This is a genomic window from Streptomyces sp. RLB3-17 (assembly GCF_007113425.2).
Lineage (GTDB): Bacteria > Actinomycetota > Actinomycetes > Streptomycetales > Streptomycetaceae > Streptomyces > Streptomyces mirabilis_D.
In genome coordinates this window covers 3,518,405-3,542,650 of record NZ_CP041610.2, presented here as the reverse complement: position 1 = coordinate 3,542,650, position 24,246 = coordinate 3,518,405, and the positions used below count along the sequence as shown (strand labels likewise).

Here is a 24,246-nt window from a genome sequence, read left to right as displayed (position 1 = left end):
CGCCGACGGGAACCGAACCTTCGCCTGTGGGACGCCGGCCGGTACCGGCGGGTCGCCACCGGCGGCCTCCGTCCCAGTCGCGCACCCACCACATGTGGCCCGTGTCCCCGGCCGGGGACACGGGCCACATGGTTCAACGCGACGTCAGCTGTTCTGCCCCGAAGGGCGTCGCAGCAGGGACTCTCTGCGCGCCGCCAGCCGGGCCGACAGAGCCGCCCAGTAGGCCGACGCCGACCAGGCCACCCGGACGGCTGAGCGGGGCGCGAGCAGGGCGCGCAGGCGGGCCGTGCGGCTCGCCCGGGCGCCGAGGGCGTCCGTGACACGACGGGCGTCCTCCGCGAGCCCCGCCGTCAGCCGGGGGTGCGGGGCGTACAGCACCTGCTCGACCGCCGCGGCCAGCCGGTGCACCGCCTCCGACGCCTCGGCTTCGAGGAGCCCGAGTCGCACGATCCGCGCCGCGGCCTTCCGTGGTGTCTGGGACTCGTCCGGCACGATTCCGTAGTCCCACGCCGTATCGGTCACCTCCAGCCACGTCGCCAGCGTGTACGCGGGCGCGTCCGCCTCACCTCGGCCGTGCGCACCGAGCCGCACGGACCGGAGCCGCATCCGCCACAGCATCGGCAGCAGCGGTACGACCAGCAGCAGTAGCCCGGCCAGTGTGTACCCCAGGATCTGGAACCACGGAGTGCCGTCGTCCTTCGAGCCCACCGTGGCCAGCGCGGACTGGCTCGGGCACGCATCCAGCTTCTTCTGCTCGGCCAGGCAGTTGCTGCTGGCCGAGGGAGCGGTGGACGGCGCCGCGGACGTCGACGTGGACGGCTTGGGCACCGTCGGCGAGTCCGACCCGGGCGTGTCCGTCTGGGTGTACGCCGGCACCGAGCCCCGGTTCGGGGTCGGCTCGAAGCGGGTCCAGCCCACCCCTTCGAAGTACAGCTCGGGCCAGGCGTGCGCGTCCCGCAGCCCTACCGACATCGAACCGTCGGACTGCGGGGAGCCGGGCGTGAAGCCCACCGCGACCCGCGCCGGAATCCCCAGCGTGCGGGCCATCGAGGCCATCGCGAAGGAGAAGTGGACGCAGAAGCCCTGCTTGTCCTTCAGGAAGCGCGCGATCGCGGCCGAGCCGCTGCCCACCTGCACCCGGGTGTTGTAGGTGAACCCGCCGTTCACCGCGAAGTAGTCCTGGAGTTTGACCGCCTGCTCGTAGTGGTTCGTCGAGCCCGCGGTGACCTTGCGCGCCGTGTCGGCCACCACCGCGGGCAGCGACGACGGCACCTTGGTGAACTCGCGCTTCAGGGCCTTCGACGGCTCCGGCGCGTTCGCCAGCTGCGCCGCGGTCGGCTGCACGATCAGGCTCGTCACCTCGTACTGCACGCCGCGCGTGTTCTGGCCGTGGTCACCGACGAGCGTGCGCCCGACCGGCTCGTACCGCCAACTGCCGCTGATGTTCACCTTGCTGACCGGGTACGGCATGGGCAGCCAGTCCTGCGCGTACCAGTCGGCCGCCGAGATGCGGGTCTGGATCTCGCTGCGCTGGACATCGGCCCCGAGGCCGATCGGCGTCGGGAACGTGTCCGGCACGTCCTGGATGCGTCGCTGGGCCGGCTTCCACGCCGTGCCGTCGAAGTCGTCCAGGGACACGATCCGCAGATACATGTCCTGGGTGTCTTCGGTGTTGGTGCGGTAGGACATGACCTGGCGGTCCTCGTCCACGTTCAGGCTGTCGCGGAGCGAGACCAACGGGTTCACCGCGGAGATCGTGCCGCCCCCGGAACCCGATCCGACGCCCGCCCCCGCGCGGCCCAGCAGACCGCCGTCGAGGGCGGGCAGGGCGAGCGGCACCGCCAGGGCGACGCCCAGCGCGACCACGCCGATGCGCCGTCCCGTGCGGACCGGTGCGACCGTGCCCGAGGGGGCGTCCAGTCCCTGTGAGCGGGGCGCGCCGCCGAAGACCCGGCCCCACTGGGAGAGCCGGTCGCGGCCCTCCGCCAGGAGCAGCATCAGATAGCCCGTGGCCGCGAGCAGGAACCACAGCCAGGCCCAGCCGCCGCCCGACAGTCCCGCGGCGACCGAGTACAGCGCGAGCAGGGGGAGTCCGGCGGGGGCCGCGCTGCGGAACGTCACCGCGAGCGTGTCCACCGCGAGCCCGATCACCAGGACACCGCCGATCAGCATCAGGCGGATGCCGTCGGACAGCGGTGCCGGGATCGCGTACCGCCCGACGTCGTCCGTGCCCGCCTGGAGCAGATCGCCGAGGTGCCGGAACGCCTCCGGTCCCGGGACGAAGCCGAGGAGCGCCTGCTGCTGGGCGAAGACCAGCGTCAGCAGCATCAGCGTCACCAGCGCCTGCGCCGCCACCGTCAGCGGCCGGGCCAGCGGAACCCGCCGGGTCAGGGCGCCCACACCGGACTGCAGGGCCAGCAGGAACACCGCCTGGAGGAACCATGTCGCCGGCTTGACCAGCGGCAGCAGCGCGCACGCCGCCATCAGTGTGGCCGCCGCCGAATACAGCGTCAGCCGAGCCCGCCCGCTCATGATCGTCCACCCCCGGCCGTACTCCCCGTCGAGGCGGCACCCGTGCGCTGCCGGTCCGCCTGCCGCCACAGATCGGCGAGTTCCGCCCCCCGTGGCACCGTCACGGCGGTCCAGCCCGCCTCGCGCAGCATGCGCAGTCGACCCTCGCTCCTGTCCAACGGGCCGGGGACGTCGGTCGGTTCCCGCACCCAGGTCTCGCTGTCCAGCAGGAAGGCGACGGCCCCGCCGCTGCGCTGGCGCATCTTGGCGAGCACCGTCGCCTGCTCCTCGTCGAGGTCGCCGAGAAAGGCGATCAGCAGCCCTTCGTTGCCTCCACGCAGGACGTCGTAGGCCCGGGAGAGCCCGGCGCCGTCCGAGTGGTCGATGACCGCGAGCGTGTCCATCATCAGTCCGGCCGCGTCCGCCGACTCCTGGCTCGCGCCCGCGAAGCCGTCGGCGCCCTCGCCGGGCACCGAGTTGCCGTCGTCCGTCAGCAGCCGCACCGAGAAGCCCCGCTCGAGCATGTGCACCAGCGTCGACGCCGTGCCCGACACCGCCCACTCGAAGGCGGAGTCCGGGCCGGCGCCCTCGTAGGCGATGCCCCGGGTGTCGAGCAGCACCGTGCAGCGTGAGCGCTGCGGCTGTTCCTCGCGACGGACCATCAGTTCGCCGTAGCGCGCGGTCAGGCGCCAGTGCACCCGGCGCAGGTCGTCGCCGTAGCGGTAGCCGCGCGGGATGATGTCGTCCTCGCCGGCCAGCGCCAGCGAGCGCTGGCGCCCGTCGCCATACCCCTTCGCCTCACCGGTCAGCCGCACCGGCGGCAGCGGTTCCACGCGCGGGATGACCGTCAGGGTGTCGTACGTCGAGAAGGAGCGGGTCAGTTCGCACATTCCGAACGGGTCCGTCAGACGCAGTTGCAGCGGACCCAGCGGATAGCGGCCGCGCAGATCGGAGCGGACCCGGTAGGACACCTCGCGCCGGCCGCCCGCCTCCACCCGGTCCAGGACGAACCGGGGCCGCGGGCCGAGCACGTACGGCACCCGGTCCTGGAGCATCAGCAGACCGGTGGGCAGCCGCGAGACGTTGTCCATCCGCAGATGGACGCGGGCCTCGGAACCGGCCGGAACCCGCCCGGGGGAGAGCCTGCGGCTGCCCGCGACCCGGTAGCGCGTGCGATACAGCACGGTCGCGCAGACCAGCGGCAGGACCGCGAGGAGCAGGCCGACCCGGAGCAGATCGCTCTGCCCCAGGACGTACGCGCAGATCGCGGCCGCGATGCCGGCGGCCAGGAAGGAGCGCCCGCGGGTGGTGAGACCGGTGAGCGCGGTGCGCAGCCCGCCCTTGTCCTCCTCGGCGTCGCCGGTCCCCCCGGGCGTCATCACAGCCTCCGGGGCGGCTGCTGGCCGAACGCGGGCGCGCCGCGGCCCATCGTGAAGCCCGGCTGCTGCTGGGGTGCCGCGGGAACGGCGGTGTGCTGAAGGATCTCCTGGACGACCTGCTCGGCCGTACGACGGTTCAACTGCGCCTGGGCCGTGGGGAGCAGACGGTGGGCCAGGACCGCCACGGCGAGTGCCTGGATGTCGTCCGGCAGCGCGTACTCCCGGCCGCTGAGCGCCGCGGAGGCCTTCGCCGCGCGCAGCAGATGCAGCGTGGCACGCGGCGAGGCGCCGAGTCTGAGGTCGGGGTGGGTGCGCGTGGCGGCGACCAGATCCACCGCGTACCGCCGGACCGTCTCCGCGACGTGGACCGTGCGGACCGCGTCGATCAGTTTCACGATCTCGTGCGCGTGCGCCACCGGCTGGAGGTCGTCGAGCGGAGAGATCCCGCCGTGGATGTCCAGCATCTGGAGCTCGGCTTCCGCGCTGGGGTAGCCGATGGAGACGCGGGCCATGAAGCGGTCGCGCTGGGCCTCCGGCAGCGGGTAGGTGCCCTCCATCTCGACCGGGTTCTGCGTGGCCACCACCATGAAGGGGCTGGGCAGTTCGTAGGTCTGCCCGTCGATGGTGACCTGGCGCTCCTCCATCGACTCCAGGAGCGCGGACTGCGTCTTGGGGGAGGCGCGGTTGATCTCGTCGCCGATCACGATCTGCGCGAAGATCGCACCCGGTTTGAACTCGAAGTCCCGGCGCTGCTGGTCCCAGATGGACACACCCGTGATGTCCGAGGGCAGCAGGTCGGGCGTGAACTGGATACGCCGCACCGAGCAGTCGATGGACCGTGCCAATGCCTTGGCCAGCATGGTCTTGCCGACGCCGGGGACATCCTCGATCAGAAGATGTCCCTCGGCGAGCAGCACGGTCAGCGAAAGCCGTACGACCTCAGGCTTGCCTTCGATCACTCCTTCCACCGAACTGCGGACACGCTCCACAGTGGCGGTCAGATCCGTAAGGCTCGCTCGATCGTCATAGGTCGTCACCCGGCCCTCCTCGGCCCGTTCTCGGGCCGACGCCCTGTGCGGACCGGCCCACCCCGAAACACGGACACCACGCGCGAGTGGTTCCGCGTGACGCCACAACCGCATTCTTGTTGCCGTTACCGGTTCGTGTCACTCGCCTGTGGATAACTGGCTGCGATATGTCAGGTCTTGCGACCCTTTGGGCGCCGGTGGGTCGGGGTTTTTTCGTGAAGTGAGGGTCCCACGAGGGCCCCAGGAAGTTTTACGAGGGGCCCGGTGGGAGCGTTCAGGCGGGGTCGATCTCGCGCAGCAGACCCGTCGTCACGTCGAAGACGAAGCCGCGCACGTCGTCCGTGTGCAGGAGGAACGGTGAGGTGCGCACGCGCTGCATCGACTGCCGTACGTCCTGTTCGACATCCCGGAAGGCTTCGACCGCCCAGGCGGGGCGCTGGCCGACCTCCATCTCCAGGTCGTGCCGGAACTCCTCGGTGAGGGACTCCAGGCCGCAGCCGGTGTGGTGGATGAGAACGACGCTGCGGGTGCCGAGCGCCCGCTGGCTGATGGTGAGGGAGCGGATCACGTCGTCGGTGACGACGCCGCCGGCGTTGCGGATGGTGTGGCAGTCGCCCAGCTCCAGGCCGAGGGCGGCGTGCAGGTCGAGCCGGGCGTCCATACACGCGACCACCGCGACGTGCAGCACGGGGCGCGCGTCCATCCCGGGATCGGTGAACGCGCCGGCGTACTGCTGGTTCGCCTCGACGAGACGGTCGGTCACGCCGCCGCTCGTGGTTATGGCGTCTTCGGGCTCTGTGGGTACGGATGCAGAAGTCGTCATAGCTATGACGTTACTGGTCAGGTACGAAGTAGTCCTGCTGTGAGAAGGGACAAAGAACGTCATCGTGTCTTGTTGTGAGGTAACCCACATGGGTGTTTAGAGATCGCCTGGATAGGTGATTTTTGCTGATTCACAGCTTTGATCGGGGGTTCGTGGAGGAGTGGTCCGCGACGCGCATGCCGGTTGATTGACCGCGAGACACCGTGGACTAAAGTGACGCGAAGCGGGAGACGAGGCTCTCCCTGCTGGACTGCTTTCCCCTGGAGACCCGGCGATTTTCCGGCGTCTCCCCCCGCGTGCGCGGCGCGTACGTACGGCTCGGCCTCCTCCCGCTCCCGGTCGGCTGACGCCACTCACCCGGCGCCAGCAGGCCTCCCCTTCTCGAGCGGGTGGGGACCCGGCGGTGCGTACGGCCGCGCCGGATCTGAGAGGGCCCCTTGAGCCAGAGTCGACACGTCCCGGTGATGCTCCAGCGGTGCCTGGACATGTTGGCCCCGGCCCTCACCGAGCCGGGCGCCGTGGTCGTCGACTGCACCCTGGGACTCGGCGGCCACAGCGAGGCGCTGCTGACCCGGTTCCCCGAGGCCCGTCTCGTCGCCCTCGACCGCGACAAGGAGGCACTGCGCCTCTCCGGAGAGCGACTCGCCCCCTTCGGTGACCGTGCCACCCTCGTGCACGCGGTCTACGACGAACTGCCCGAGGTGCTCGACCGCCTCGGCATCCCCCGTGTCCAGGGCGTCCTGTTCGACCTGGGCGTCTCCTCCATGCAACTCGACGAGGCCGACCGCGGCTTCGCCTACGCCCAGGACGCCCCGCTCGACATGCGGATGGACCAGACGACCGGCATCAGCGCGGCCGAGGTGCTCAACACCTACCCGCCGGGCGAACTGGTGCGGATCCTGCGTGCCTACGGCGAGGAGAAGCAGGCCAAGCGGATCGTCTCCGCCGTCGTGCGCGAACGCGAGAAGGAACCCTTCAGCAACAGCGCGCGGCTCGTCGAGCTAATCCGCGACTCCCTGCCGCAGGCCGCCAAGCGCACCGGCGGCAACCCCGCCAAGCGCACCTTCCAGGCGCTGCGCATCGAGGTCAACGGGGAACTCAGCGTCCTGGAGCGGGCGATTCCCGCGGCCGTGAAGGCGCTCGCCGTCGGTGGCCGGATCGCCGTCCTGTCGTACCACTCGCTGGAGGACCGGCTGGTCAAGCAGGTGTTCGCGGCCGGTGCCGCCACCACCGCGCCGCCCGGTCTGCCGGTCGTGCCCGAGCGCTACCAGCCCCGGCTCAAGCTGCTCACCCGCGGTGCCGAACTTCCCACCGAGGAAGAGGTCGCCGAGAACCGGCGAGCGGCTCCCGCACGACTGCGCGGGGCTCAGCGCATCCGCGAGGACGCCGAGTGAGGCACCAGGAGGGGGAGATCGAGTGAGTAGGAAACCCGAACTCAGGGGGCGGGCCGCCCGGCTCGCCCGGCTTCTCCCCGCCGGCGGGGGCCAGGCCGCGCGCACCCCCTTCGTCCTGCTCGTCGTGCTCCTGCTCGGCGGTGGCCTGATCGGCCTCCTCGTGCTGAACTCCGCCCTGAGCGAGGGCTCGTTCCACCTGGACGACCTGCAGCGGGACACCAAGAGCCTCACCGACGAGGAGCAGGCGCTGCAGCGGGACGTGGACACCTACTCCGCGCCCGACGCCCTCCAGCGCCGCGCCCGCGAGCTGGGCATGGTGCCCGGCGGCGACCCGGCCTTCCTCAACCCGGACGGCAGCGTCAAGGGCGTCCCCGGAACGGCCGCCCAGCAGTCCTCCGCACGCAACCCGGTGGTCCGTCCGCCCGAGGTCCTCGCCCTCACGCAGACCACGGCCCCGGCCACCAGCTCCCCGTCGGCCGCCGTCCCCTCGGCAGGCACCGCCACACCGCAGATCCCGGCTCCGCGGACCTCGACCCCGCGGACCCCGACCCCGCGGACCCCCGCCCCCACCCCGTCCGCGCAGCCCTCCTCGACCCCCGGCAGGTGACGGAAGTGTCCGACAGGGAACCGCCGCGCCGTCGTGTGCCCGGCCCCGCCAGGCCCGTACGCCCCGGCGGCCAGCGGCGTCCGGGCCCCGGCGCCCGCCCCGCACGCCGCCCGGGCGCGCCCCGGCCCGGCGGCCCGCAGGCCCTGCGGCTGGGCAGCCCCCGCCCCCGGCTGCGCATGATCAGCCTCGCCCTGACACTGGTGATGATCGCCTTCGTCGTACGCCTGCTCCAGGTGCAGGCCGTGGACGCCAACGCCTACGTCGCGAAGGCCGAGCAGAACCGCTACGTCGGCCGCACCCTGGCCGCCACCCGTGGCGGGATCACGGACCGCAACGGCGTGGAGCTCGCGACGAGCGTGGACGCGTACGACATCACGGCCGACCCCACGATGTTCACGCAGGACACGACGAAGGTCACGGACGCGCCCGAGCAGGCCGCGGCACTGCTCGGGCCGATCCTCGGCCAGGACGTGGACACCGTCGCCAAGAAGCTCCGTACGAAGAACACCCGCTACACCCTGCTCGCGCACCGCCAGACCCCCCAGGTCTGGAAGCAGATCAAGGACCTGAGGAACACGCTCGCGGTCAAGGCGGAGACCGACAAGAGCACCGTCAACTTCCTCGCGGGCGTCGTCGCGGTCCCGGCCAGCAAGCGCGTGTATCCGAACGGCGATCTCGCCGCCGGGATACTTGGCTGGGTCAACGCCGACGGCAAGGGCGGCGGCGGAGTAGAGCAGAAGCTGAACAAGGAACTCTCGGGCAAGGACGGCAAGATCCGCTACGCCCAGTCCGGCGGCCGTCAGGTGCCGACCGTGGGGTCGACGGAGACCCCCGCGGTGGCGGGCTCCGACGTCGAGCTGACCATCAACCGTGACATCCAGTGGGCCGCGCAGAACGCCATCACCCAGCAGGTGAAGGCGTCCAGGGCGGACCGCGGGTACGTGATCGTGCAGGACGCCCGCAGCGGCGAGATCCTCGCCATGGCGAACTCGCCCGGCTTCGACCCCAACGACCTCACCCAGGCCAACGCGGCGGCCCTGGGCAACGCGGCCCTCCAGGACGCGTACGAACCCGGCTCCACCGCCAAGGTCATGTCGATGGCAGCCGTACTGGAGGAGAACGCCGCAACGCCCGCGACACACGTGGTCGTGCCCAACCGGCTGCACCGCGGCGACCGCCTCTTCCAGGACGACATCGACCACGCGACCTGGAACCTGACGCTCAACGGCGTGCTCGCCAAGTCCAGCAACATCGGCACCATCCTGGCGACCGGCCAGCTCGGCAAGACGCAGAAGGAGGCGAACCAGGTCCTCTATTCGTATCTGCGCAAGTTCGGCATCGGCAGCTACACCGGGCTCGGCTTCCCCGGCGAGACGAAGGGCATCCTCGCGCCCGCCGACAAGTGGTCGACCTCCCAGCAGTACACGATTCCTTTCGGCCAGGGCATGTCGATCAACGCGATGCAGGCGGCCTCCGTCTACTCGACGATCGCCAACGGCGGTGTACGCGTCGAGCCGACGCTGGTGCGCGGCTCCAAGGGGCCCGACGGCCGGTTCACCCCGTCCGCCCAGCCCAAGAAGACGAGGGTCGTGAGCGAGAAGACGGCCAAGACCCTCGCCCAGATGCTGGAGTCCGTCGTGGACGACGAGCAGGGCACCGGCGCCAAGGCGCGCATCCCCGGCTACCGGGTCGCGGGCAAGACGGGTACGGCCAACCGCGTGGATCCGGCCACCGGCAAGTACCACGGATACACCTCGTCGTTCGCCGGATTCGCCCCCGCCGACAAGCCCCGGATCACCGTGTACTGCGCGATCCAGAACGCGACCAAGGGCAGCTACTTCGGCGGCCAGATCTGCGGACCCATCTACAAGCAGGTCATGGAGTTCGCGCTCAAGACCCTCCAGGTCCCGCCCACCGGAGCGGGGGCCGCCAATCTGCCCGTTACCTTCACGCCGTGATCGATTCCGGCCATATTCCCTGATCAGGACTTGATCAGGGTCCGGCCAGGACCCGGACAAGACCGCACGCACAACGGACCAGGAACCAGCTCGTGACAACGATCACCCCGGATTCCGGGAACCAGGGCTCGCCACGCCCCTCGCTTCGCTCCGGCGGGGGTGCGCCCGGTACGCTCACCGCCGTGCCACACGCTGATCAGTCCCAAACCACCCAGAAGGGCGTTCCTGTGACATATCCGGGGCCGCCGCGACCGGTCCAGAACTCCGCCACACCCCTCGCGGAGCTCGCCGATCAGCTGGGTGTCACCGCCCCGGCGTCGAGCGCGGAGGTCACGGGCATCACCCATGACTCCCGCGCGGTGCGCCCCGGAGACCTCTACGCCGCGCTGCCGGGCGCCCGCCTGCACGGCGCCGACTTCGTGACGCAGGCGGCCGGTCTCGGCGCGGTCGCCGTGCTGACCGACCCGACCGGCGCCGAGCGCGCCGCCGCCACCGGGCTGCCGGTCCTCGTCGTCGACGACCCGCGCGGCCTGATGGGAGAGCTCGCGGCCACCATCTACGGCCACCCGGGGCGCGATCTGCTCCAGATCGGCATCACCGGCACCTCCGGCAAGACCACCACGGCCTATCTCGTCGAGGGCGGGCTGAAGACGCTCCGCTCCACCGGCCTGATCGGCACCGTGGAGATGCGCATCGGCGAGGAGCGCATCAAGTCGGAGCGCACCACCCCCGAAGCAACCGACCTCCAAGCGCTGTTCGCGGTGATGCGCGAGCGCGGCGTCGACGCGGTCGCGATGGAGGTCTCCAGCCACGCGCTGGTCCTCGGGCGGGTCGACGGCTGTGTCTTCGACATCGCCGTCTTCAACAACCTCAGCCCGGAACACATGGAGTTCCACTCCGACATGGAGGACTACTTCCGGGCCAAGGCGCAGCTGTTCACACCGCAACGCAGCAAACTCGGCGTCGTCAACCTCGACGACGAGTACGGGCGCAGGCTGGTCGAGGAGGCCACCGTCCCCGTCGTCACCTTCTCCGCCGAAGGACACCCGGACGCCGACTGGCGCGCCGAGGAGGTCGAGGTCGGCCCGATGGACTCGGCGTTCGTCGCGGTCGGCCCCAAGGGCGAGCGGATCACCGCCAAGTCGCCGCTCGCGGGCCCCTTCAACGTGGCGAACACCCTCGCCGCGATCGTCGCCCTCGCCGTCGCCGGGATCGACCCGCAGACCGCCGCCGACGGCATCGCCGCCGTCCCGGGCGTGCCGGGCCGCCTGGAGCGCGTGGACGCGGGCCAGCCCTACCTCGCGGTCGTCGACTACGCCCACAAGACGGACGCCGTCGAATCGGTCCTGCGCGCGCTGCGCAAGGTCACCGAGGGCAGGCTGCACGTCGTGCTTGGCTGCGGCGGCGACCGTGACAAGACCAAGCGGATGCCGATGGGCGCCGCCGCGGCGCGGCTCGCCGACACCGCCGTACTGACATCGGACAATCCCCGCTCGGAGGACCCCCTCGCGATCCTCGCGACGATGCTCGCGGGCGCCGCCGAGGTGCCGGCGCACGAGCGTGGCGAGGTCCAGGTCTTCGAGGACCGGGCCGCCGCCATCGCCGCCGCCGTCGCCCTGGCGCGGCCCGGCGACACCGTGCTGGTCGCGGGCAAGGGCCACGAGCAGGGCCAGGACATCGCCGGGGTGGTGCGTCCCTTCGACGACCGCCAGGTGCTTCGCGAAGCTATCCAGAAGACCCAGGGATGAACTTGTGATCGCCCTCTCTCTCGCCGAGATCGCAGCAGTCGTCGGCGGGCAGACGTACGACATACCGGATCCGGCGGTACAGGTCACCGGACCGGTCGTCAGAGACTCCCGTGAAGTGGAGCCAGGCAGCCTCTTCGTCGCCTTCGTCGGCGAGCGCGTGGACGGCCACGACTTCGCCGAGGCCGTCGTCGCGGCGGGCGCGGTCGCCGTACTGGCCTCCCGGCCCGTCGGCGTGCCCGCGATCGTCGTCGCGGACGTGCAGGCGGCCCTGGGCGCCCTCGCGCGTCACGTCGTCGAACGCCTCGGCGCGACCCTCGTGGCCCTCACCGGCTCCGCGGGCAAGACCAGCACCAAGGACCTGATCGCCCAGGTCCTGCGGAGCAAGGCGCCGACCGTCTTCACGCCCGGCTCGCTCAACAACGAGATCGGGCTGCCGCTGACCGCGCTGAGCGCCACCGAGGAGACCAGGTTCCTCGTCCTGGAGATGGGCGCCCGCGGCATCGGCCACATCAGCTACCTCACGGACCTCACGCCACCGAGGATCGGCCTCGTCCTGAACGTCGGGACCGCCCACATCGGTGAGTTCGGCGGCCGCGAACAGATTGCACAGGCGAAGGGAGAGCTCGTCGAGAGCCTTCCGCCGTCGGAAGCGGGCGGTGTCGCCGTCCTCAACGCCGACGACCCCCTCGTACGCGCCATGGCGTCCCGGACGAAAGCGCGCGTGATCCTCTTCGGAGAGTCCGGCGAAGCGGACGTACGTGCCGAGAACGTCCGCCTCACGGACTCTGGACAGCCCGCATTCAGGCTTCACACACCCTCCGGGTGCAGCGATGTGACCATGCGCCTGTACGGTGAGCATCACGTGTCGAACGCGCTCGCCGCGGCCGCCGTCGCCCATGAGCTGGGCATGTCCGCAGACGAGATCGCCCTCGCGCTCTCCGAGGCGGGCTCCCTCTCCCGCTGGCGGATGGAGGTCACCGAGCGCCCGGACGGCGTGACGGTCGTCAACGACGCCTACAACGCGAACCCCGAGTCCATGCGAGCCGCCCTGCGCGCGCTCGCGGCAATGGGCAAAGCCTCACAGGCACAAGGGGGTCGGACGTGGGCGGTGCTCGGCCAGATGGCCGAGCTCGGGGACGAGGCGCTCGCCGAGCACGACGCGATCGGGCGGCTCGCCGTCCGACTCAACGTCAGCAAGCTCGTCGCGGTCGGGGGCAGGGAAGCTTCCTGGCTCCAACTGGGCGCATATAACGAGGGTTCGTGGGGTGAGGAGTCGGTGCACGTGTCCGACGCACAGGCGGCTGTCGACCTGTTGCGCAGCGAGTTGCGCCCGGGGGACGTCGTGCTCGTGAAGGCGTCCCGGTCGGTCGGGCTCGAACGGGTGGCGCAGGCGCTGCTCGACGGCGGTGCCGAGGGTGAGGTCGCGGCCCGATGATGAACCAGATCCTGTTCGCAGGAGTCATTGGTCTGTTCCTGACCCTGATCGGGACCCCGCTGCTGATCAAGCTGCTGGCCCGCAAGGGCTACGGGCAGTACATCCGCGACGACGGGCCGAAGGAGCACCACAGCAAGCGCGGTACACCGACCATGGGTGGTATCGCCTTCATCCTGGCGACGATCATCGCGTACTTCCTGTCCAAGGTGATCACGGGCAAGCCGCCGACCTTCTCGGGTCTGCTGGTGCTCGGCCTGATGGCCGGCATGGGCCTGGTCGGCTTCCTGGACGACTACATCAAGATCGTCAAGCGGCGTTCGCTCGGTCTGCGGGCCAAGGCGAAGATGGCCGGTCAGCTGATCGTCGGCATCTCGTTCGCGGTCCTCGCGCTGCAGTTCGCGGACAACCACGGCAACACCCCGGCCTCCACCAGGCTCTCCTTCGTGGAGGACTTCGGCTGGACCATCGGCCCGGTGCTCTTCGTGGTCTGGGCCCTGTTCATGATTCTCGCCATGTCGAACGGCGTGAACCTGACCGACGGTCTGGACGGTCTCGCGACCGGCGCCGCGACCATGGTCTTCGGCGCGTACACCTTCATCGGCGTCTGGCAGTTCCAGGAGTCCTGCGCCAACGCGCAGACCCTGACCAACCCGGCCGCCTGCTACGAGGTACGAGATCCACTCGACCTCGCCGTCGTCGCCTCCGCCCTGATGGGAGCCTGCTTCGGCTTCCTGTGGTGGAACACCTCGCCCGCCAAGATCTTCATGGGTGACACCGGCTCGCTGGCCCTCGGCGGCGCGCTCGCCGGCCTCGCGATCTGCTCCCGCACGGAGCTGCTGGTCGCGCTCCTCGGCGGCCTCTTCGTCCTGATCACCATGTCGGTCGTCATCCAGGTCGGCTCCTTCCGGCTCACCGGCAGGCGCGTCTTCCGCATGGCACCACTCCAGCACCACTTCGAACTAAAGGGGTGGTCCGAAGTCCTTGTCGTGGTCCGCTTCTGGATCATCCAGGGCATGTGCGTCATTGTGGGTCTGGGCCTCTTCTACGCAGGATGGGCAGCCAAGAAGTGACCGACTGGCAGGGCAAGCACGTCACCGTCGCCGGGCTCGGCGTCTCCGGCATCCCGGCGGCCAAGGTGCTGCACGGTCTCGGCGCCGTCGTCACGGTCGTCAACGACGGCGACGACGAGCGCTCCCGGGCGCAGGCCGCGGAGCTGGAGGCGCTCGGCATCACCGTGCGCCTCGGTGACGGCGCCACCCTGCCCGAGGGCACCGAGCTCATCGTCACCGCGCCCGGCTGGAAGCCGGACAAGCCGCTGTTCGCCGCGGCCGCCGCGGCGGGCGTCCCGGTCTGGGGGGACGTCGAACTGGCCTGGCGGCTGAGAGGTCCCGACGCGGCCCCCTGGCTGGCCGTCACCGGCACCAACGGCAAGACCACGACCGTGCAGATGCTCGCCTCGATCCTGAAGGCGGCCGGGCTGCGCACGGCCGCCGTCGGCAACATCGGGGTCTCGCTCCTCGACGCGGTCCTCGGCGAGGAGCGGTACGACGTCCTGGCGGTGGAGCTGTCGAGCTATCAGCTGCACTGGGCGCCGTCGCTGCGCGCGCACTCGGGCGCCGTGCTGAACCTGGCACCGGACCACCTCGACTGGCACGGCTCCATGGAGGCGTACGCCGCCGACAAGGGCCGTATCTACGAAGGCAATCGGGTCGCCTGCGTCTACAACCTCGCCGACAAGGCCACCGAGGACCTGGTGCGTGAGGCGGACGTCGAGGAGGGCTGCCGGGCGGTCGGCTTCACCCTCGGCACCCCCGGACCGTCCCAACTGGGCGTCGTGGAAGGCATCCTGGTCGACCGCGCCTTCGTCGAGAACCGGCAGAAGAACGCCCAGGAACTCGCCGAGGTCTCCGACGTCAAGCCGCCCGCCCCGCACAACATCGCCAACGCCCTTGCGGCGGCGGCCCTGGCCCGCGCCTTCGGGGTGCCCGCCGCGGCCGTACGGGACGGGTTGCGGGCCTTCACGCCGGACGCCCACCGCATCGCGCACGTCGCCGACGTGGACGGCGTGGCGTACGTCGACGACTCCAAGGCGACCAACACGCATGCCGCGGAAGCCTCTTTGGCTGCCTACGAGTCGATCGTGTGGATCGCGGGCGGGCTCGCCAAGGGCGCGACCTTCGACGAACTGGTCGCCAAGTCGGCCAAGCGACTTCGGGGCGTCGTGCTCATCGGCGCGGATCGGGCTCTGATCCGTGAAGCCCTTGTGCGACACGCGCCGGAAGTACCCGTCGTCGACCTCGACCGGACCGACACTGGGGCGATGCTCGCGGCGGTTCGGGAGGCGCGGGGGCTCGCCCGCAAGGGCGACACGGTGTTGCTGGCGCCAGCCTGTGCCTCCATGGACATGTTCGCCAACTACAACAAGCGCGGGGACGCGTTCGCGGAGGCGGTCCGCGAACTCGGCGCGAGCGCCTGACGGCGGGTCTCGGACGGTCCGGGCGCGCCCGGGACCCTTGGGAGGGACGCGTGACGCCAGTGTGGGGACCCCCATCGCCCTGTGGGACGCCCTCCCGGGGCATGGCGGACGGAGCCGGTGATGGTCGGTAGCCGTACTGGCCGTCCCCCCGTCCAGCGTGCCCCACGGCGCCCCGCCGGACGCCCTCGTTCCCCACGAGACAGCACCCTGCGCCTGCTCGTCCTGCGCGCCCGCAAGGCCTGGGACCGCCCGCTCACCGCGTACTATCTGATCTTCGGCAGCAGCCTGTTGATCACCGTGCTGGGCCTCGTGATGGTCTACTCGGCCTCGATGATCACGGCGCTGCAGCTGTCGCTGCCGGGGTCGTTCTTCTTCCGCAAACAGTTCCTCGCCGCCTCCATCGGCACCGTGCTGCTCCTGATCGCCATGCGGGTACCGGTGAAACTGCACCGGGCGCTGGCGTATCCGATGCTGGCCGGCGCGGTCTTCCTGATGATCCTCGTGCAGGTCCCGGGGATAGGGATGGCGGTCAACGGCAACCAGAACTGGATCTCCCTCGGCGGCTCGTTCCAGATCCAGCCCAGCGAGTTCGGCAAGCTCGCGCTCGTCCTGTGGGGCGCCGACCTGCTCGCCCGCAAGCAGGACAAGGGCATGCTCGCGCAGTGGAAGCACATGCTGGTGCCGCTCGTCCCGGGCACCTTCCTGCTGCTCGGGCTGATCATGCTCGGCGGCGACATGGGCACGGCGATCATCCTCACCGCCATCCTCTTCGGACTGCTGTGGCTGGCCGGGGCGCCCACGCGGCTGTTCGGCGGCGTGCTGGCGGTCGCCGTGACCATCGGTTTCATCCTGATCAAGACGAGCCCCAACCGGATGTCCCGGCTCGCCTGCATCGGCGCCACCGAACCCGGTCCGAACGACACCTGCTGGCAGGCCGTGCACGGCATCTACGCGCTGGCCTCCGGCGGACTTTTCGGTTCCGGCCTCGGCGCCAGTGTGGAAAAATGGGGCCAACTCCCGGAAGCCCACACCGACTTCATCTTCGCCATCACCGGGGAGGAACTCGGCCTGGCGGGGACGCTGTCGGTGCTCGCCCTCTTCGCGGCTCTAGGCTATGCGGGTATCCGCGTGGCCGGACGCACGGAGGACCCCTTCGTGAGGTATGCCGCGGGAGGCGTGACCACCTGGATCACGGCGCAGGCCGTGATCAACGTCGGTGCGGTGCTCGGTCTGCTGCCGATCGCCGGAGTCCCGCTCCCGCTGTTCTCCTACGGAGGGTCCGCCCTGCTGCCGACCATGTTCGCCATCGGGCTGCTGATCGCCTTCGCACGCGACGAGCCCGCTGCGCGAGCGGCGCTTGCGATGCGGCAACCCCGCTTTGGTAGAAAGCGTGCTGCGGTGAGAGGCTCCGCGGGGGCCGCGGGGCCTCGGAGATGGAACACGATGCGACGGCGTGCCTCGGCGGCGCGCTCGTCCGGAGAGCGGTGAATTTCGGTGCATGTCGTACTCGCCGGCGGGGGGACCGCCGGCCACATCGAGCCCGCGCTCGCCCTCGCGGACGCCCTGCGCAGGCAGGACCCGACCGTGGGGATCACGGCCCTGGGCACGGAACGCGGACTTGAGACCCGGCTCGTACCGGAGCGGGGCTACGAACTCGCGCTGATCCCCGCCGTCCCGCTGCCCCGCAAGCCCACACCCGAGCTGATCACCGTCCCGGGGCGGCTGCGCGGCACGATCAAGGCGGCCGAGCAGGTTCTGGAGCGCACCAAGGCGGACGCGGTCGTCGGCTTCGGTGGCTATGTGGCGCTGCCCGCCTACCTCGCGGCCAAGCGCCTCGGCGTGCCGATCGTGATCCACGAGGCCAACGCCCGGCCGGGCCTCGCCAACAAGATCGGTTCCCGGTACGCGGCGCAGGTCGCCGTCTCGACCCCGGACAACAAGCTGCGCGGCGCCCGCTACATCGGCATCCCGCTGCGCCGCTCGATCGCCACCCTCGACCGGGCCGCCGTACGCCCCGAGGCGCGCGCCGCGTTCGGTCTCGACCCCTCGCTGCCGACCTTGCTGGTTTCCGGCGGCTCGCAGGGCGCACGGCGCCTCAACGAGGTCGTCCAGCAGGCGGCTCCCTACCTCCAGCAGGCCGGTATCCAGATCCTGCACGCGGTCGGCCCGAAGAACGAACTGCCGCAGGTCCACCAGATGCCGGGAATGCCCCCGTACATCCCGGTACCGTACGTGGACCGGATGGACCTCGCGTACGCCGCGGCCGACATGATGCTCTGCCGCGCGGGCGCGATGACCGTCGCCGAACTCTCCGCCGTCGGGCTGCCGGCCGCCTACGTTCCGCTGCCCATCGGCAACGGCGAGCAGCGGCTGAACGCCCAGCCGGTGGTCAAGGCCGGTGGCGGTCTCCTTGTCGACGACGCGGAGCTGACACCTGCGTGGGTTCAGCAGAACGTGCTGCCCGTGCTCGCCGACCCGCACCGGCTGTACGAGATGTCCCGAGCCGCCAGCGAGTTCGGCCGCCGGGACGCCGACGACCTGCTCGTCGGCATGGTGTACGAGGCGATCGCCTCTCGCCACCGCTAGGACCGCATGAGGGAAGGCAGGGAGCGTGGCCGGACCGACGACCGCCGAGCGCGGTGAACGGCAGAAGTTGGAGTCCGGCTCGCCCCGCCTCAGGCGGCTGCGTCGCCTTCGTATGCTCATCATCCTTTTGGTCGCCGTGGTGTTGGCGACGGCAGCCGCGCTCTGGCTGCTTTATGGCTCGCCGTGGCTGCGGGTCGAGAAGGTGTCGGTCTCCGGGGTGCGGGTCCTGACGGACCGGCAAGTGCTCGACGCGGCCGACGTGTCGGTCGGATCGCCGCTGATTTCCATCGATACCGACGCCGTTGAGGCGCGATTGCGCCGCAAATTGCCCCGAATTGACTCGGTTGATGTCGTCCGATCCTGGCCGCACGGAATCGGGCTGAAAGTGACCGAACGCACCCCGGTGCTCATTCTCAAAAACACCGGAAACGGCGGCAAGTACGTCGAAGTGGACGCCAAGGGTGTGCGTTTCGCGACGGTTTCGGCCGCCCCGAGGGGTGTGCCCACACTGGAATTGGCCGTGTCCAAGGCGGCCGTACTGCGCCGCTTCCCGGTCGACCGGCTGGTGCGCGAGGCGGTGGGGTTGGCGGGGGACATTCCGGCCGCGGTCCGGCGCGACACCCGGATCGTCAAGGTCCGTTCGTACGACTCGATCTCGCTGGAGTTGAGTGGCGGGCGCAGCGTCGAGTGGGGGAGCGGCGAGAAGGGCCGCGCGAAGGCCAGGACGCTCACCGCTCTCATGAAAGCAGCTCCAGGGGCCCGGCATTTCGATGTGAGTGCCCCCATCGCCCCTGCATCATCGGGGAGTTGACGCACATCAGTGCAGGCCAGCACCCTGGTTGGGCAGCGCTACGGCTGATCACATAGGGTGAAAAGAAAAACGGGAGGTTCGGCGTGTTCGTTGAACGTGCGCCACTTGTCGACTTAGTGTCCTGTTCGGAAGAGTCCAAGGAACAGACACACTGGTAACCCTAAACTTCAGCGTTAGGGTTCGGGTCGGCGTTCGGACCGTCCCATTCGGCATCAGTCGTCGGATCGCGAGCGTGCGAGGCGACGACACGTAACTCGAGGCGAGAGGCCTTCGACGTGGCAGCACCGCAGAACTACCTCGCAGTCATCAAAGTCATCGGTGTCGGCGGCGGTGGTGTCAATGCCATCAACCGGATGATCGAGGTCGGTCTCAAGGGCGTCGAGTTCATCGCCATCAACACGGACGCGCAAGCTCTGTTGATGAGCGACGCCGACGTCAAGCTCGACGTCGGCCGCGAACTCACGCGCGGACTCGGCGCCGGAGCCAACCCGGCCGTCGGCCGCAAGGCGGCCGAGGATCACCGCGAGGAGATCGAGGAGGTCCTCAAGGGGGCCGACATGGTCTTCGTGACGGCCGGTGAAGGCGGCGGCACCGGCACCGGCGGCGCGCCCGTCGTGGCCAACATCGCCCGCTCGCTCGGCGCCCTCACCATCGGCGTGGTCACCCGCCCCTTCACCTTCGAAGGACGCCGTCGGGCCAACCAGGCCGAGGACGGCATCGCGGAACTCCGCGAAGAGGTCGACACCCTCATCGTCATCCCGAACGACCGGCTGCTGTCCATCTCGGACCGCCAGGTCTCCGTCCTCGACGCCTTCAAGTCGGCGGACCAGGTCCTGCTGTCCGGTGTTCAGGGCATCACCGACCTCATCACCACGCCCGGTCTGATCAACCTCGACTTCGCCGACGTGAAGTCCGTGATGTCCGAGGCGGGTTCCGCGCTCATGGGCATCGGCTCGGCCCGCGGCGACGACCGCGCCGTGGCGGCGGCCGAGATGGCGATCTCCTCGCCGCTCCTGGAAGCCTCCATCGACGGCGCACGCGGCGTCCTGCTCTCCATCTCCGGCGGCTCCGACCTCGGCCTGTTCGAGATCAACGAGGCCGCCCAGCTGGTCAGCGAGGCCGCACACCCCGAGGCCAACATCATCTTCGGCGCGGTCATCGACGACGCGCTCGGCGACGAGGTGCGGGTCACCGTGATCGCCGCCGGCTTCGACGGCGGCCAGCCGCCGGCCAAGCGGGACAACATCCTCGGCTCCACCTCCGCCAAGCAGCGCGAGGAGCCCGCGCAGGTGCGGGCCGCCGAGAGCCGTCCGTCCTTCGGCTCGCTCGGCAGCGTCACGCCGAAGGAGGCCCCGGAGCCCACCCCGGAGCCGGTCAACGAGGTCCAGGTCGCTCCGCCGGTCCCGCCGTCCCGCGCCTACTCGGACAGCGCGGCCGAGGAGCTGGACGTGCCGGACTTCCTGAAGTGATAGGACATCGCTCCGAAACGAGCACCGTGAGCGGCGCGCACTTCGCCTTCACCGACCGGTGGGGCGGGGTGAGCGCCGTTCCGTACGAGGAGCTCAACCTCGGCGGAGCGGTCGGCGACGACCCCGACGCCGTACGGACCAATCGTGAACTGGCCGCCAAGTCGCTCGGACTGGACCCGGCCCTGGTCGTCTGGATGAACCAGGTGCACGGGCCGGACGTGGCGGTGGTCGACGGACCGTGGCTCTCCGCGGAGATCCCGTCCGTCGACGCGGTCGTGACCGCGCGGCGTGGGCTCGCCCTCGCCGTCCTCACCGCCGACTGCACGCCGGTCCTGCTGGCCGACCCGGTCGCCGGGATCGCGGCCGCCGCCCACGCGGGACGGCCCGGCATGGTCGCCGGGGTCGTCCCCGCCGCCGTACGGGCCATGGTGGAACTCGGCGCCGAGCCCGAGCGGATCGTCGCCCGCACCGGACCCGCGGTCTGCGGCCGGTGCTACGAAGTGCCGGACGAGATGCGCGCCGAAGTCGCCGCCATCGAGCCGGCGGCGTATGCCGAGACCAGCTGGGGCACTCCCGCGGTCGATGTGACCGCCGGAGTGCACGCGCAGCTGGAACGGCTCGGGGTGTGCGACCGGGCGCAGTCGCCGGTGTGCACGCTGGAGTCGGACGACCACTTCTCGTACCGACGGGACCGCACGACCGGGCGGCTCGCGGGCTATGTCTGGCTGGACTGATGGGGCATGACGGAACGTAAGGCTCAACTCGCCGGAAATCTGGCGAAAGTGGAAGAGCGCATCACGGCGGCCTGTGTGGCCGCCGGGCGCAAGCGTGAAGAGGTGACCCTGATCGTGGTCACCAAGACCTACCCCGCCGCTGATGTGCGGATCCTGTCGGAACTCGGTGTGCGCAACGTCGCCGAGAACCGGGACCAGGACGCGGCGCCCAAGGCCGCGGCTTGCTCGGATCTGCCCCTCTCGTGGCATTTTGTCGGTCAGTTGCAGACCAACAAGGTGCGTTCTGTGGTCGGTTACGCGGATGTGGTGCAGTCCGTGGACCGTGCCCGGCTTGTCACGGCGCTGTCGAAGGAAGCGGTGCGGGTGGAGCGCGAGGTGGGCTGCCTCATCCAGGTCGCCCTGGACGCGCAGGAGAGCGGCCGGGGTGAGCGGGGAGGCGTCGGAGTCGGCGGAATCGAAGAGTTGGCCGACCTCGTCGCCGGGGCACCCGGGCTCCGGCTCGACGGACTGATGACCGTCGCACCGCTCACCGGGGCGTACGCCGGACGCCAACAGGCGGCGTTCGAGCGGCTGATGGATTTGTCGACTGCTATGCGCCGCACGCATCCGGCTGCGAACATGGTGTCTGCAGGGATGAGTGCGGACCTCGAGGAGGCCGTGGCGGCCGGAGCGACACATGTACGCGTCGGTACGGCGGTACTCGGAGTCCGACCCGGGCTCGGGTAACGTCGCCAAGAAGTCGGACCACAGCAGAAAATATGGTCATTACCGCCACTGGCGGACATAACGACCTCGTGGATCGCGGGCACTTGGCAATTCGTCAGCCGATCCACCACAGAGCGGAGGACTCAGAGCATGGCCGGCGCGATGCGCAAGATGGCGGTCTACCTCGGCCTCGTGGAGGACGATGGGTACGACGGCAGGGGTTTCGACCCCGATGACGAGTTCGAGCCCGAGCTCGACCCGGAGCCCGAGCGTGACCGGCGGCGGCACGAGCCGCCCCACCAGTCGCATCAGGCACATCAGTCCCAACGGGATGAATCGGTACGAATGGTGCAGCCTCCGGCGCCTCGCGATCCGGTGCCGCATTCCGCTTCGCTCACTGCGGAATCCAGCCGTCCGGCGCGGATCGCGCCCGTGGCATCCATCACACAAGAACGCGCAAGCCTGGAGAAGAACGCACCGGTGATCATGCCCAAGGTCGTGTCGGAACGAGAGCCGTACCGGATCACCACGCTTCACCCGCGGACCTACAACGAGGCCCGTACCATCGGGGAACACTTCCGTGAGGGCACCCCGGTGATCATGAATCTGACTGAGATGGATGACACAGATGCGAAGCGACTTGTCGACTTTGCGGCCGGTTTGGTGTTTGGTCTCCACGGCAGCATCGAGCGGGTGACGCAGAAGGTGTTCCTGTTGTCGCCTGCTAACGTCGATGTCACGGCGGAGGACAAGGCCCGCATCGCAGAGGGCGGGTTCTTCAACCAGAGCTGAGACGCAGGACCGGATCAAGGTACGGAAACAGGGGAGAGGGAAGCACGGATCATGAGCGTGGTCGGGCAGGTTCTCTACATCGCGCTGACGTGTTTCCTCGTCGTGTTGATTTTCCGGTTGGTCATGGACTACGTCTTCCAGTTCGCCCGCTCATGGCAACCCGGCAAGGCGATGGTGGTCGTTCTTGAGGCCACCTACACTGTCACCGATCCACCGCTCAAGCTTCTGCGGCGGTTCATTCCGCCGCTGCGTCTCGGGGGCGTGGCGCTCGACCTGTCCTTCTTCGTACTGATGATCATCGTCTACATCCTGATCTCCGTCGTGAGCCGGCTGTGAACGATACGGTCTTGCCGAATGCCGACGACTACGTTGAGGTGAAGAGATGCCGTTGACCCCCGAGGACGTGCGGAACAAGCAGTTCACGACCGTCCGCCTCCGAGAAGGCTATGACGAGGACGAGGTCGATGCCTTCCTCGACGAGGTCGAAGCCGAACTGACGCGACTGCTCCGCGAGAACGAGGACCTGCGCGCCAAACTGGCGGCGGCCACGCGCGCGGCTGCGCAGAACCAGCAGCAGGGCATGCGCAAGCCGCCCGAGCAGCAGGACCAGCAGGGCCCGCCGCAGGGCATGCGAGGTCCGGGCGCGCCCGTACCCGCCGGCATATCGGGCCCGCCGCAGCAGCAGATGGGTGGCCCCATGGGTGGGCCGCCCCAGCTGCCGAGCGGTGCGCCGCAGCTGCCCGCGGGCCCCAGTGCCCAGGGCGGCCAGCAGGGCCAGGGCCCCATGGGTCAGGGTCCGATGGGCCAGGGCCCCATGGGTCAGGGTCCGATGGGCCAGGGCCCCATGGGTCAGGGTCCGATGGGGCAGGGCCCCATGGGTCAGGGTCCGATGGGGCAGGGCCCCGGTCAGCAGATGCAGCAGCAGATGCCGGGCCAGATGCAGCCCCAGATGCAGCAGCAGATGGGTGGCCCGATGGGCGGCCCCATGGGTGGACCCATGGGCGGTCACGGCCCGCAGATGCCGCAGCAGGGCCCCGGTGGCGACAGCGCCGCGCGTGTCCTCTCGCTGGCCCAGCAGACCGCCGACCAGGCGATCGCCGAGGCCCGCTCCGAGGCCAACAAGATCGTCGGCGAGGCCCGCAGCCGCGCCGAGGGTCTCGAGCGCGACGCCCGTGCCAAGGCCGACGCTCTGGAGCGGGACGCGCAGGAGAAGCACCGCGTCGCGATGGGCTCCCTGGAGTCCGCCCGCGCCACGCTGGAGCGCAAGGTCGAGGACCTGCGTGGCTTCGAGCGCGAGTACCGTACGCGTCTGAAGTCCTACCTGGAGTCGCAGCTGCGCCAGCTGGAGACGCAGGCGGACGACTCGCTCGCCCCGCCGCGCACTCCGGCCACGGCCTCCCTGCCGTCGCCCTCCGCGCCCTCGATGGCTCCGGCCGGCGCGAGTGCGCCGTCGTACGGCGGTCAGGGCATGGGCGGTGCCCCGGCACCGGCGGCGCCCTCCTACGGCGGGCAGCAGCAGATGTCGCCGGCCATGACCCAGCCGATGGCTCCGGTACGGCCCCAGGGGCCGTCGCCGATGCAGCAGGCCCCCTCGCCGATGCGTGGGTTCCTCATCGACGAGGACGACAACTGACGGCCTTGAGTACGCCTTAGGCGTCGGCAGCGTTCAGGGCGGAGCCCCGGATCTTTCCGGGGCTCCGCCCTTTTGTCGTGCTGTTTCGGGCGGGGGAGTTTCGGGCGCGCGTGCGGTTCCTTTGGGGCATCTGTACGGGGTACGCAACGCCGAAGGC

At 70.1% G+C, this 24,246-nt stretch carries 20 protein-coding genes; 16 read left to right on the top strand and 4 right to left on the bottom strand.

Annotated features, from left to right (window positions below; all coding sequences use genetic code 11):
• Nucleotides 1–144 precede the first annotated feature (144 nt).
• From FNV62_RS16410 to FNV62_RS16395, 4 genes are all read right to left on the bottom strand, one after another.
• Entirely contained in the window at nucleotides 145–2,532 is a 2,388-nt protein-coding gene (locus tag FNV62_RS16410; protein WP_144315340.1) for a DUF3488 and DUF4129 domain-containing transglutaminase family protein, read from the bottom strand.
• Nucleotides 2,529–3,890, bottom strand: a complete 1,362-nt coding sequence (locus FNV62_RS16405) for a DUF58 domain-containing protein (protein WP_143607840.1) — start codon at nucleotides 3,888–3,890, stop codon at nucleotides 2,529–2,531. The genes FNV62_RS16410 and FNV62_RS16405 overlap by 4 nt, the downstream gene beginning before the upstream one ends.
• Nucleotides 3,890–4,927: an AAA family ATPase gene (locus tag FNV62_RS16400; RefSeq protein ID WP_054231500.1), complete on the bottom strand. Its 1,038-nt coding sequence runs from the start codon at nucleotides 4,925–4,927 to the stop codon at nucleotides 3,890–3,892. The genes FNV62_RS16405 and FNV62_RS16400 overlap by 1 nt, the downstream gene beginning before the upstream one ends.
• Nucleotides 4,928–5,192: 265 nt before the next feature.
• On the bottom strand, nucleotides 5,193–5,741 hold the full coding sequence (locus FNV62_RS16395; protein WP_054231499.1) for a beta-class carbonic anhydrase: 549 nt from the start codon (nucleotides 5,739–5,741) through the stop codon (nucleotides 5,193–5,195).
• Nucleotides 5,742–6,178: 437 nt separating this feature from the next.
• On the opposite strand from FNV62_RS16395, the gene rsmH reads away from it, so the two are divergent.
• The 16 genes from rsmH (at nucleotide 6,179) to FNV62_RS16315 (ending at nucleotide 24,089) form a co-directional block, all read left to right on the top strand.
• Nucleotides 6,179–7,135 (top strand): 16S rRNA (cytosine(1402)-N(4))-methyltransferase RsmH, encoded by a 957-nt coding sequence (gene rsmH / locus FNV62_RS16390; RefSeq protein ID WP_079064858.1) that lies wholly within the window; start codon nucleotides 6,179–6,181, stop codon nucleotides 7,133–7,135.
• A gap of 22 nt (nucleotides 7,136–7,157) precedes the next feature.
• The gene (locus tag FNV62_RS16385) at nucleotides 7,158–7,742 is read left to right on the top strand and encodes a septum formation initiator family protein (protein WP_143654891.1); all 585 of its coding nucleotides are present in this window, start codon (nucleotides 7,158–7,160) and stop codon (nucleotides 7,740–7,742) included.
• 5 nt (nucleotides 7,743–7,747) lie between these two features.
• Complete coding sequence (locus FNV62_RS16380; protein ID WP_275901471.1) at nucleotides 7,748–9,700, top strand: peptidoglycan D,D-transpeptidase FtsI family protein; 1,953 nt, start codon at nucleotides 7,748–7,750, stop codon at nucleotides 9,698–9,700.
• A gap of 227 nt (nucleotides 9,701–9,927) precedes the next feature.
• Nucleotides 9,928–11,448: a UDP-N-acetylmuramoyl-L-alanyl-D-glutamate--2,6-diaminopimelate ligase gene (locus tag FNV62_RS16375; RefSeq protein ID WP_097284309.1), complete on the top strand. Its 1,521-nt coding sequence runs from the start codon at nucleotides 9,928–9,930 to the stop codon at nucleotides 11,446–11,448.
• A gap of 4 nt (nucleotides 11,449–11,452) precedes the next feature.
• Entirely contained in the window at nucleotides 11,453–12,883 is a 1,431-nt protein-coding gene (locus tag FNV62_RS16370) for a UDP-N-acetylmuramoyl-tripeptide--D-alanyl-D-alanine ligase (protein ID WP_054231494.1), read from the top strand.
• Entirely contained in the window at nucleotides 12,883–13,953 is a 1,071-nt protein-coding gene (gene mraY, locus FNV62_RS16365) for a phospho-N-acetylmuramoyl-pentapeptide-transferase (RefSeq protein WP_177323990.1), read from the top strand. The genes FNV62_RS16370 and mraY overlap by 1 nt, the downstream gene beginning before the upstream one ends.
• Nucleotides 13,935–15,359: a UDP-N-acetylmuramoyl-L-alanine--D-glutamate ligase gene (gene murD, locus FNV62_RS16360; RefSeq protein ID WP_054231492.1), complete on the top strand. Its 1,425-nt coding sequence runs from the start codon at nucleotides 13,935–13,937 to the stop codon at nucleotides 15,357–15,359. Before mraY ends, murD begins: the two co-directional genes overlap by 19 nt.
• Nucleotides 15,360–15,479: 120 nt before the next feature.
• Entirely contained in the window at nucleotides 15,480–16,847 is a 1,368-nt protein-coding gene (ftsW, locus tag FNV62_RS16355; protein WP_097284308.1) for a putative lipid II flippase FtsW, read from the top strand.
• A gap of 6 nt (nucleotides 16,848–16,853) precedes the next feature.
• Nucleotides 16,854–17,945: an undecaprenyldiphospho-muramoylpentapeptide beta-N-acetylglucosaminyltransferase gene (murG, locus tag FNV62_RS16350; protein WP_054231490.1), complete on the top strand. Its 1,092-nt coding sequence runs from the start codon at nucleotides 16,854–16,856 to the stop codon at nucleotides 17,943–17,945.
• A gap of 25 nt (nucleotides 17,946–17,970) precedes the next feature.
• Nucleotides 17,971–18,756 carry a cell division protein FtsQ/DivIB gene (locus tag FNV62_RS16345; protein WP_143607838.1) on the top strand — a complete coding sequence of 262 codons (786 nt, stop codon included), beginning with the start codon at nucleotides 17,971–17,973 and terminating at the stop codon, nucleotides 18,754–18,756.
• Nucleotides 18,757–19,031: 275 nt separating this feature from the next.
• Nucleotides 19,032–20,225, top strand: a complete 1,194-nt coding sequence (gene ftsZ, locus FNV62_RS16340) for a cell division protein FtsZ (RefSeq protein ID WP_060902082.1) — start codon at nucleotides 19,032–19,034, stop codon at nucleotides 20,223–20,225.
• Between the two features lie 26 nt (nucleotides 20,226–20,251).
• The gene (gene pgeF, locus FNV62_RS16335) at nucleotides 20,252–20,959 is read left to right on the top strand and encodes a peptidoglycan editing factor PgeF (protein WP_097284306.1); all 708 of its coding nucleotides are present in this window, start codon (nucleotides 20,252–20,254) and stop codon (nucleotides 20,957–20,959) included.
• Nucleotides 20,960–20,965: 6 nt separating this feature from the next.
• A complete protein-coding gene (locus FNV62_RS16330) occupies nucleotides 20,966–21,685 on the top strand; it encodes a YggS family pyridoxal phosphate-dependent enzyme (RefSeq protein WP_060902083.1) in 720 nt (239 codons plus the stop codon).
• Between the two features lie 129 nt (nucleotides 21,686–21,814).
• The gene (gene sepF, locus FNV62_RS16325) at nucleotides 21,815–22,456 is read left to right on the top strand and encodes a cell division protein SepF (protein WP_054231485.1); all 642 of its coding nucleotides are present in this window, start codon (nucleotides 21,815–21,817) and stop codon (nucleotides 22,454–22,456) included.
• A 51-nt stretch (nucleotides 22,457–22,507) separates the two neighbouring features.
• A complete protein-coding gene (locus FNV62_RS16320) occupies nucleotides 22,508–22,792 on the top strand; it encodes a YggT family protein (RefSeq protein ID WP_054231484.1) in 285 nt (94 codons plus the stop codon).
• Between the two features lie 46 nt (nucleotides 22,793–22,838).
• Complete coding sequence (locus tag FNV62_RS16315) at nucleotides 22,839–24,089, top strand: DivIVA domain-containing protein (RefSeq protein WP_143601379.1); 1,251 nt, start codon at nucleotides 22,839–22,841, stop codon at nucleotides 24,087–24,089.
• Nucleotides 24,090–24,246 lie beyond the last annotated feature (157 nt).

What these genes read in the sequence shown, in the direction of transcription:
- FNV62_RS16410 (WP_144315340.1), bottom strand. Translation starts at nt 2,532, where the DNA reads ATGAGCGGGCGGGCTCGGCTGACGCTGTATTCGGCGGCGGCCACACTG.
- FNV62_RS16405 (WP_143607840.1), bottom strand. Translation starts at nt 3,890, where the DNA reads ATGACGCCCGGGGGGACCGGCGACGCCGAGGAGGACAAGGGCGGGCTG.
- FNV62_RS16395 (WP_054231499.1), bottom strand. Translation starts at nt 5,741, where the DNA reads ATGACGACTTCTGCATCCGTACCCACAGAGCCCGAAGACGCCATAACC.
- mraY (WP_177323990.1), top strand. Translation starts at nt 12,883, where the DNA reads ATGAACCAGATCCTGTTCGCAGGAGTCATTGGTCTGTTCCTGACCCTG.
- murD (WP_054231492.1), top strand. Translation starts at nt 13,935, where the DNA reads ATGGGCAGCCAAGAAGTGACCGACTGGCAGGGCAAGCACGTCACCGTC.
- ftsW (WP_097284308.1), top strand. Translation starts at nt 15,480, where the DNA reads ATGGTCGGTAGCCGTACTGGCCGTCCCCCCGTCCAGCGTGCCCCACGG.
- FNV62_RS16330 (WP_060902083.1), top strand. Translation starts at nt 20,966, where the DNA reads ATGACGGAACGTAAGGCTCAACTCGCCGGAAATCTGGCGAAAGTGGAA.
- sepF (WP_054231485.1), top strand. Translation starts at nt 21,815, where the DNA reads ATGGCCGGCGCGATGCGCAAGATGGCGGTCTACCTCGGCCTCGTGGAG.
- FNV62_RS16320 (WP_054231484.1), top strand. Translation starts at nt 22,508, where the DNA reads ATGAGCGTGGTCGGGCAGGTTCTCTACATCGCGCTGACGTGTTTCCTC.
- FNV62_RS16315 (WP_143601379.1), top strand. Translation starts at nt 22,839, where the DNA reads ATGCCGTTGACCCCCGAGGACGTGCGGAACAAGCAGTTCACGACCGTC.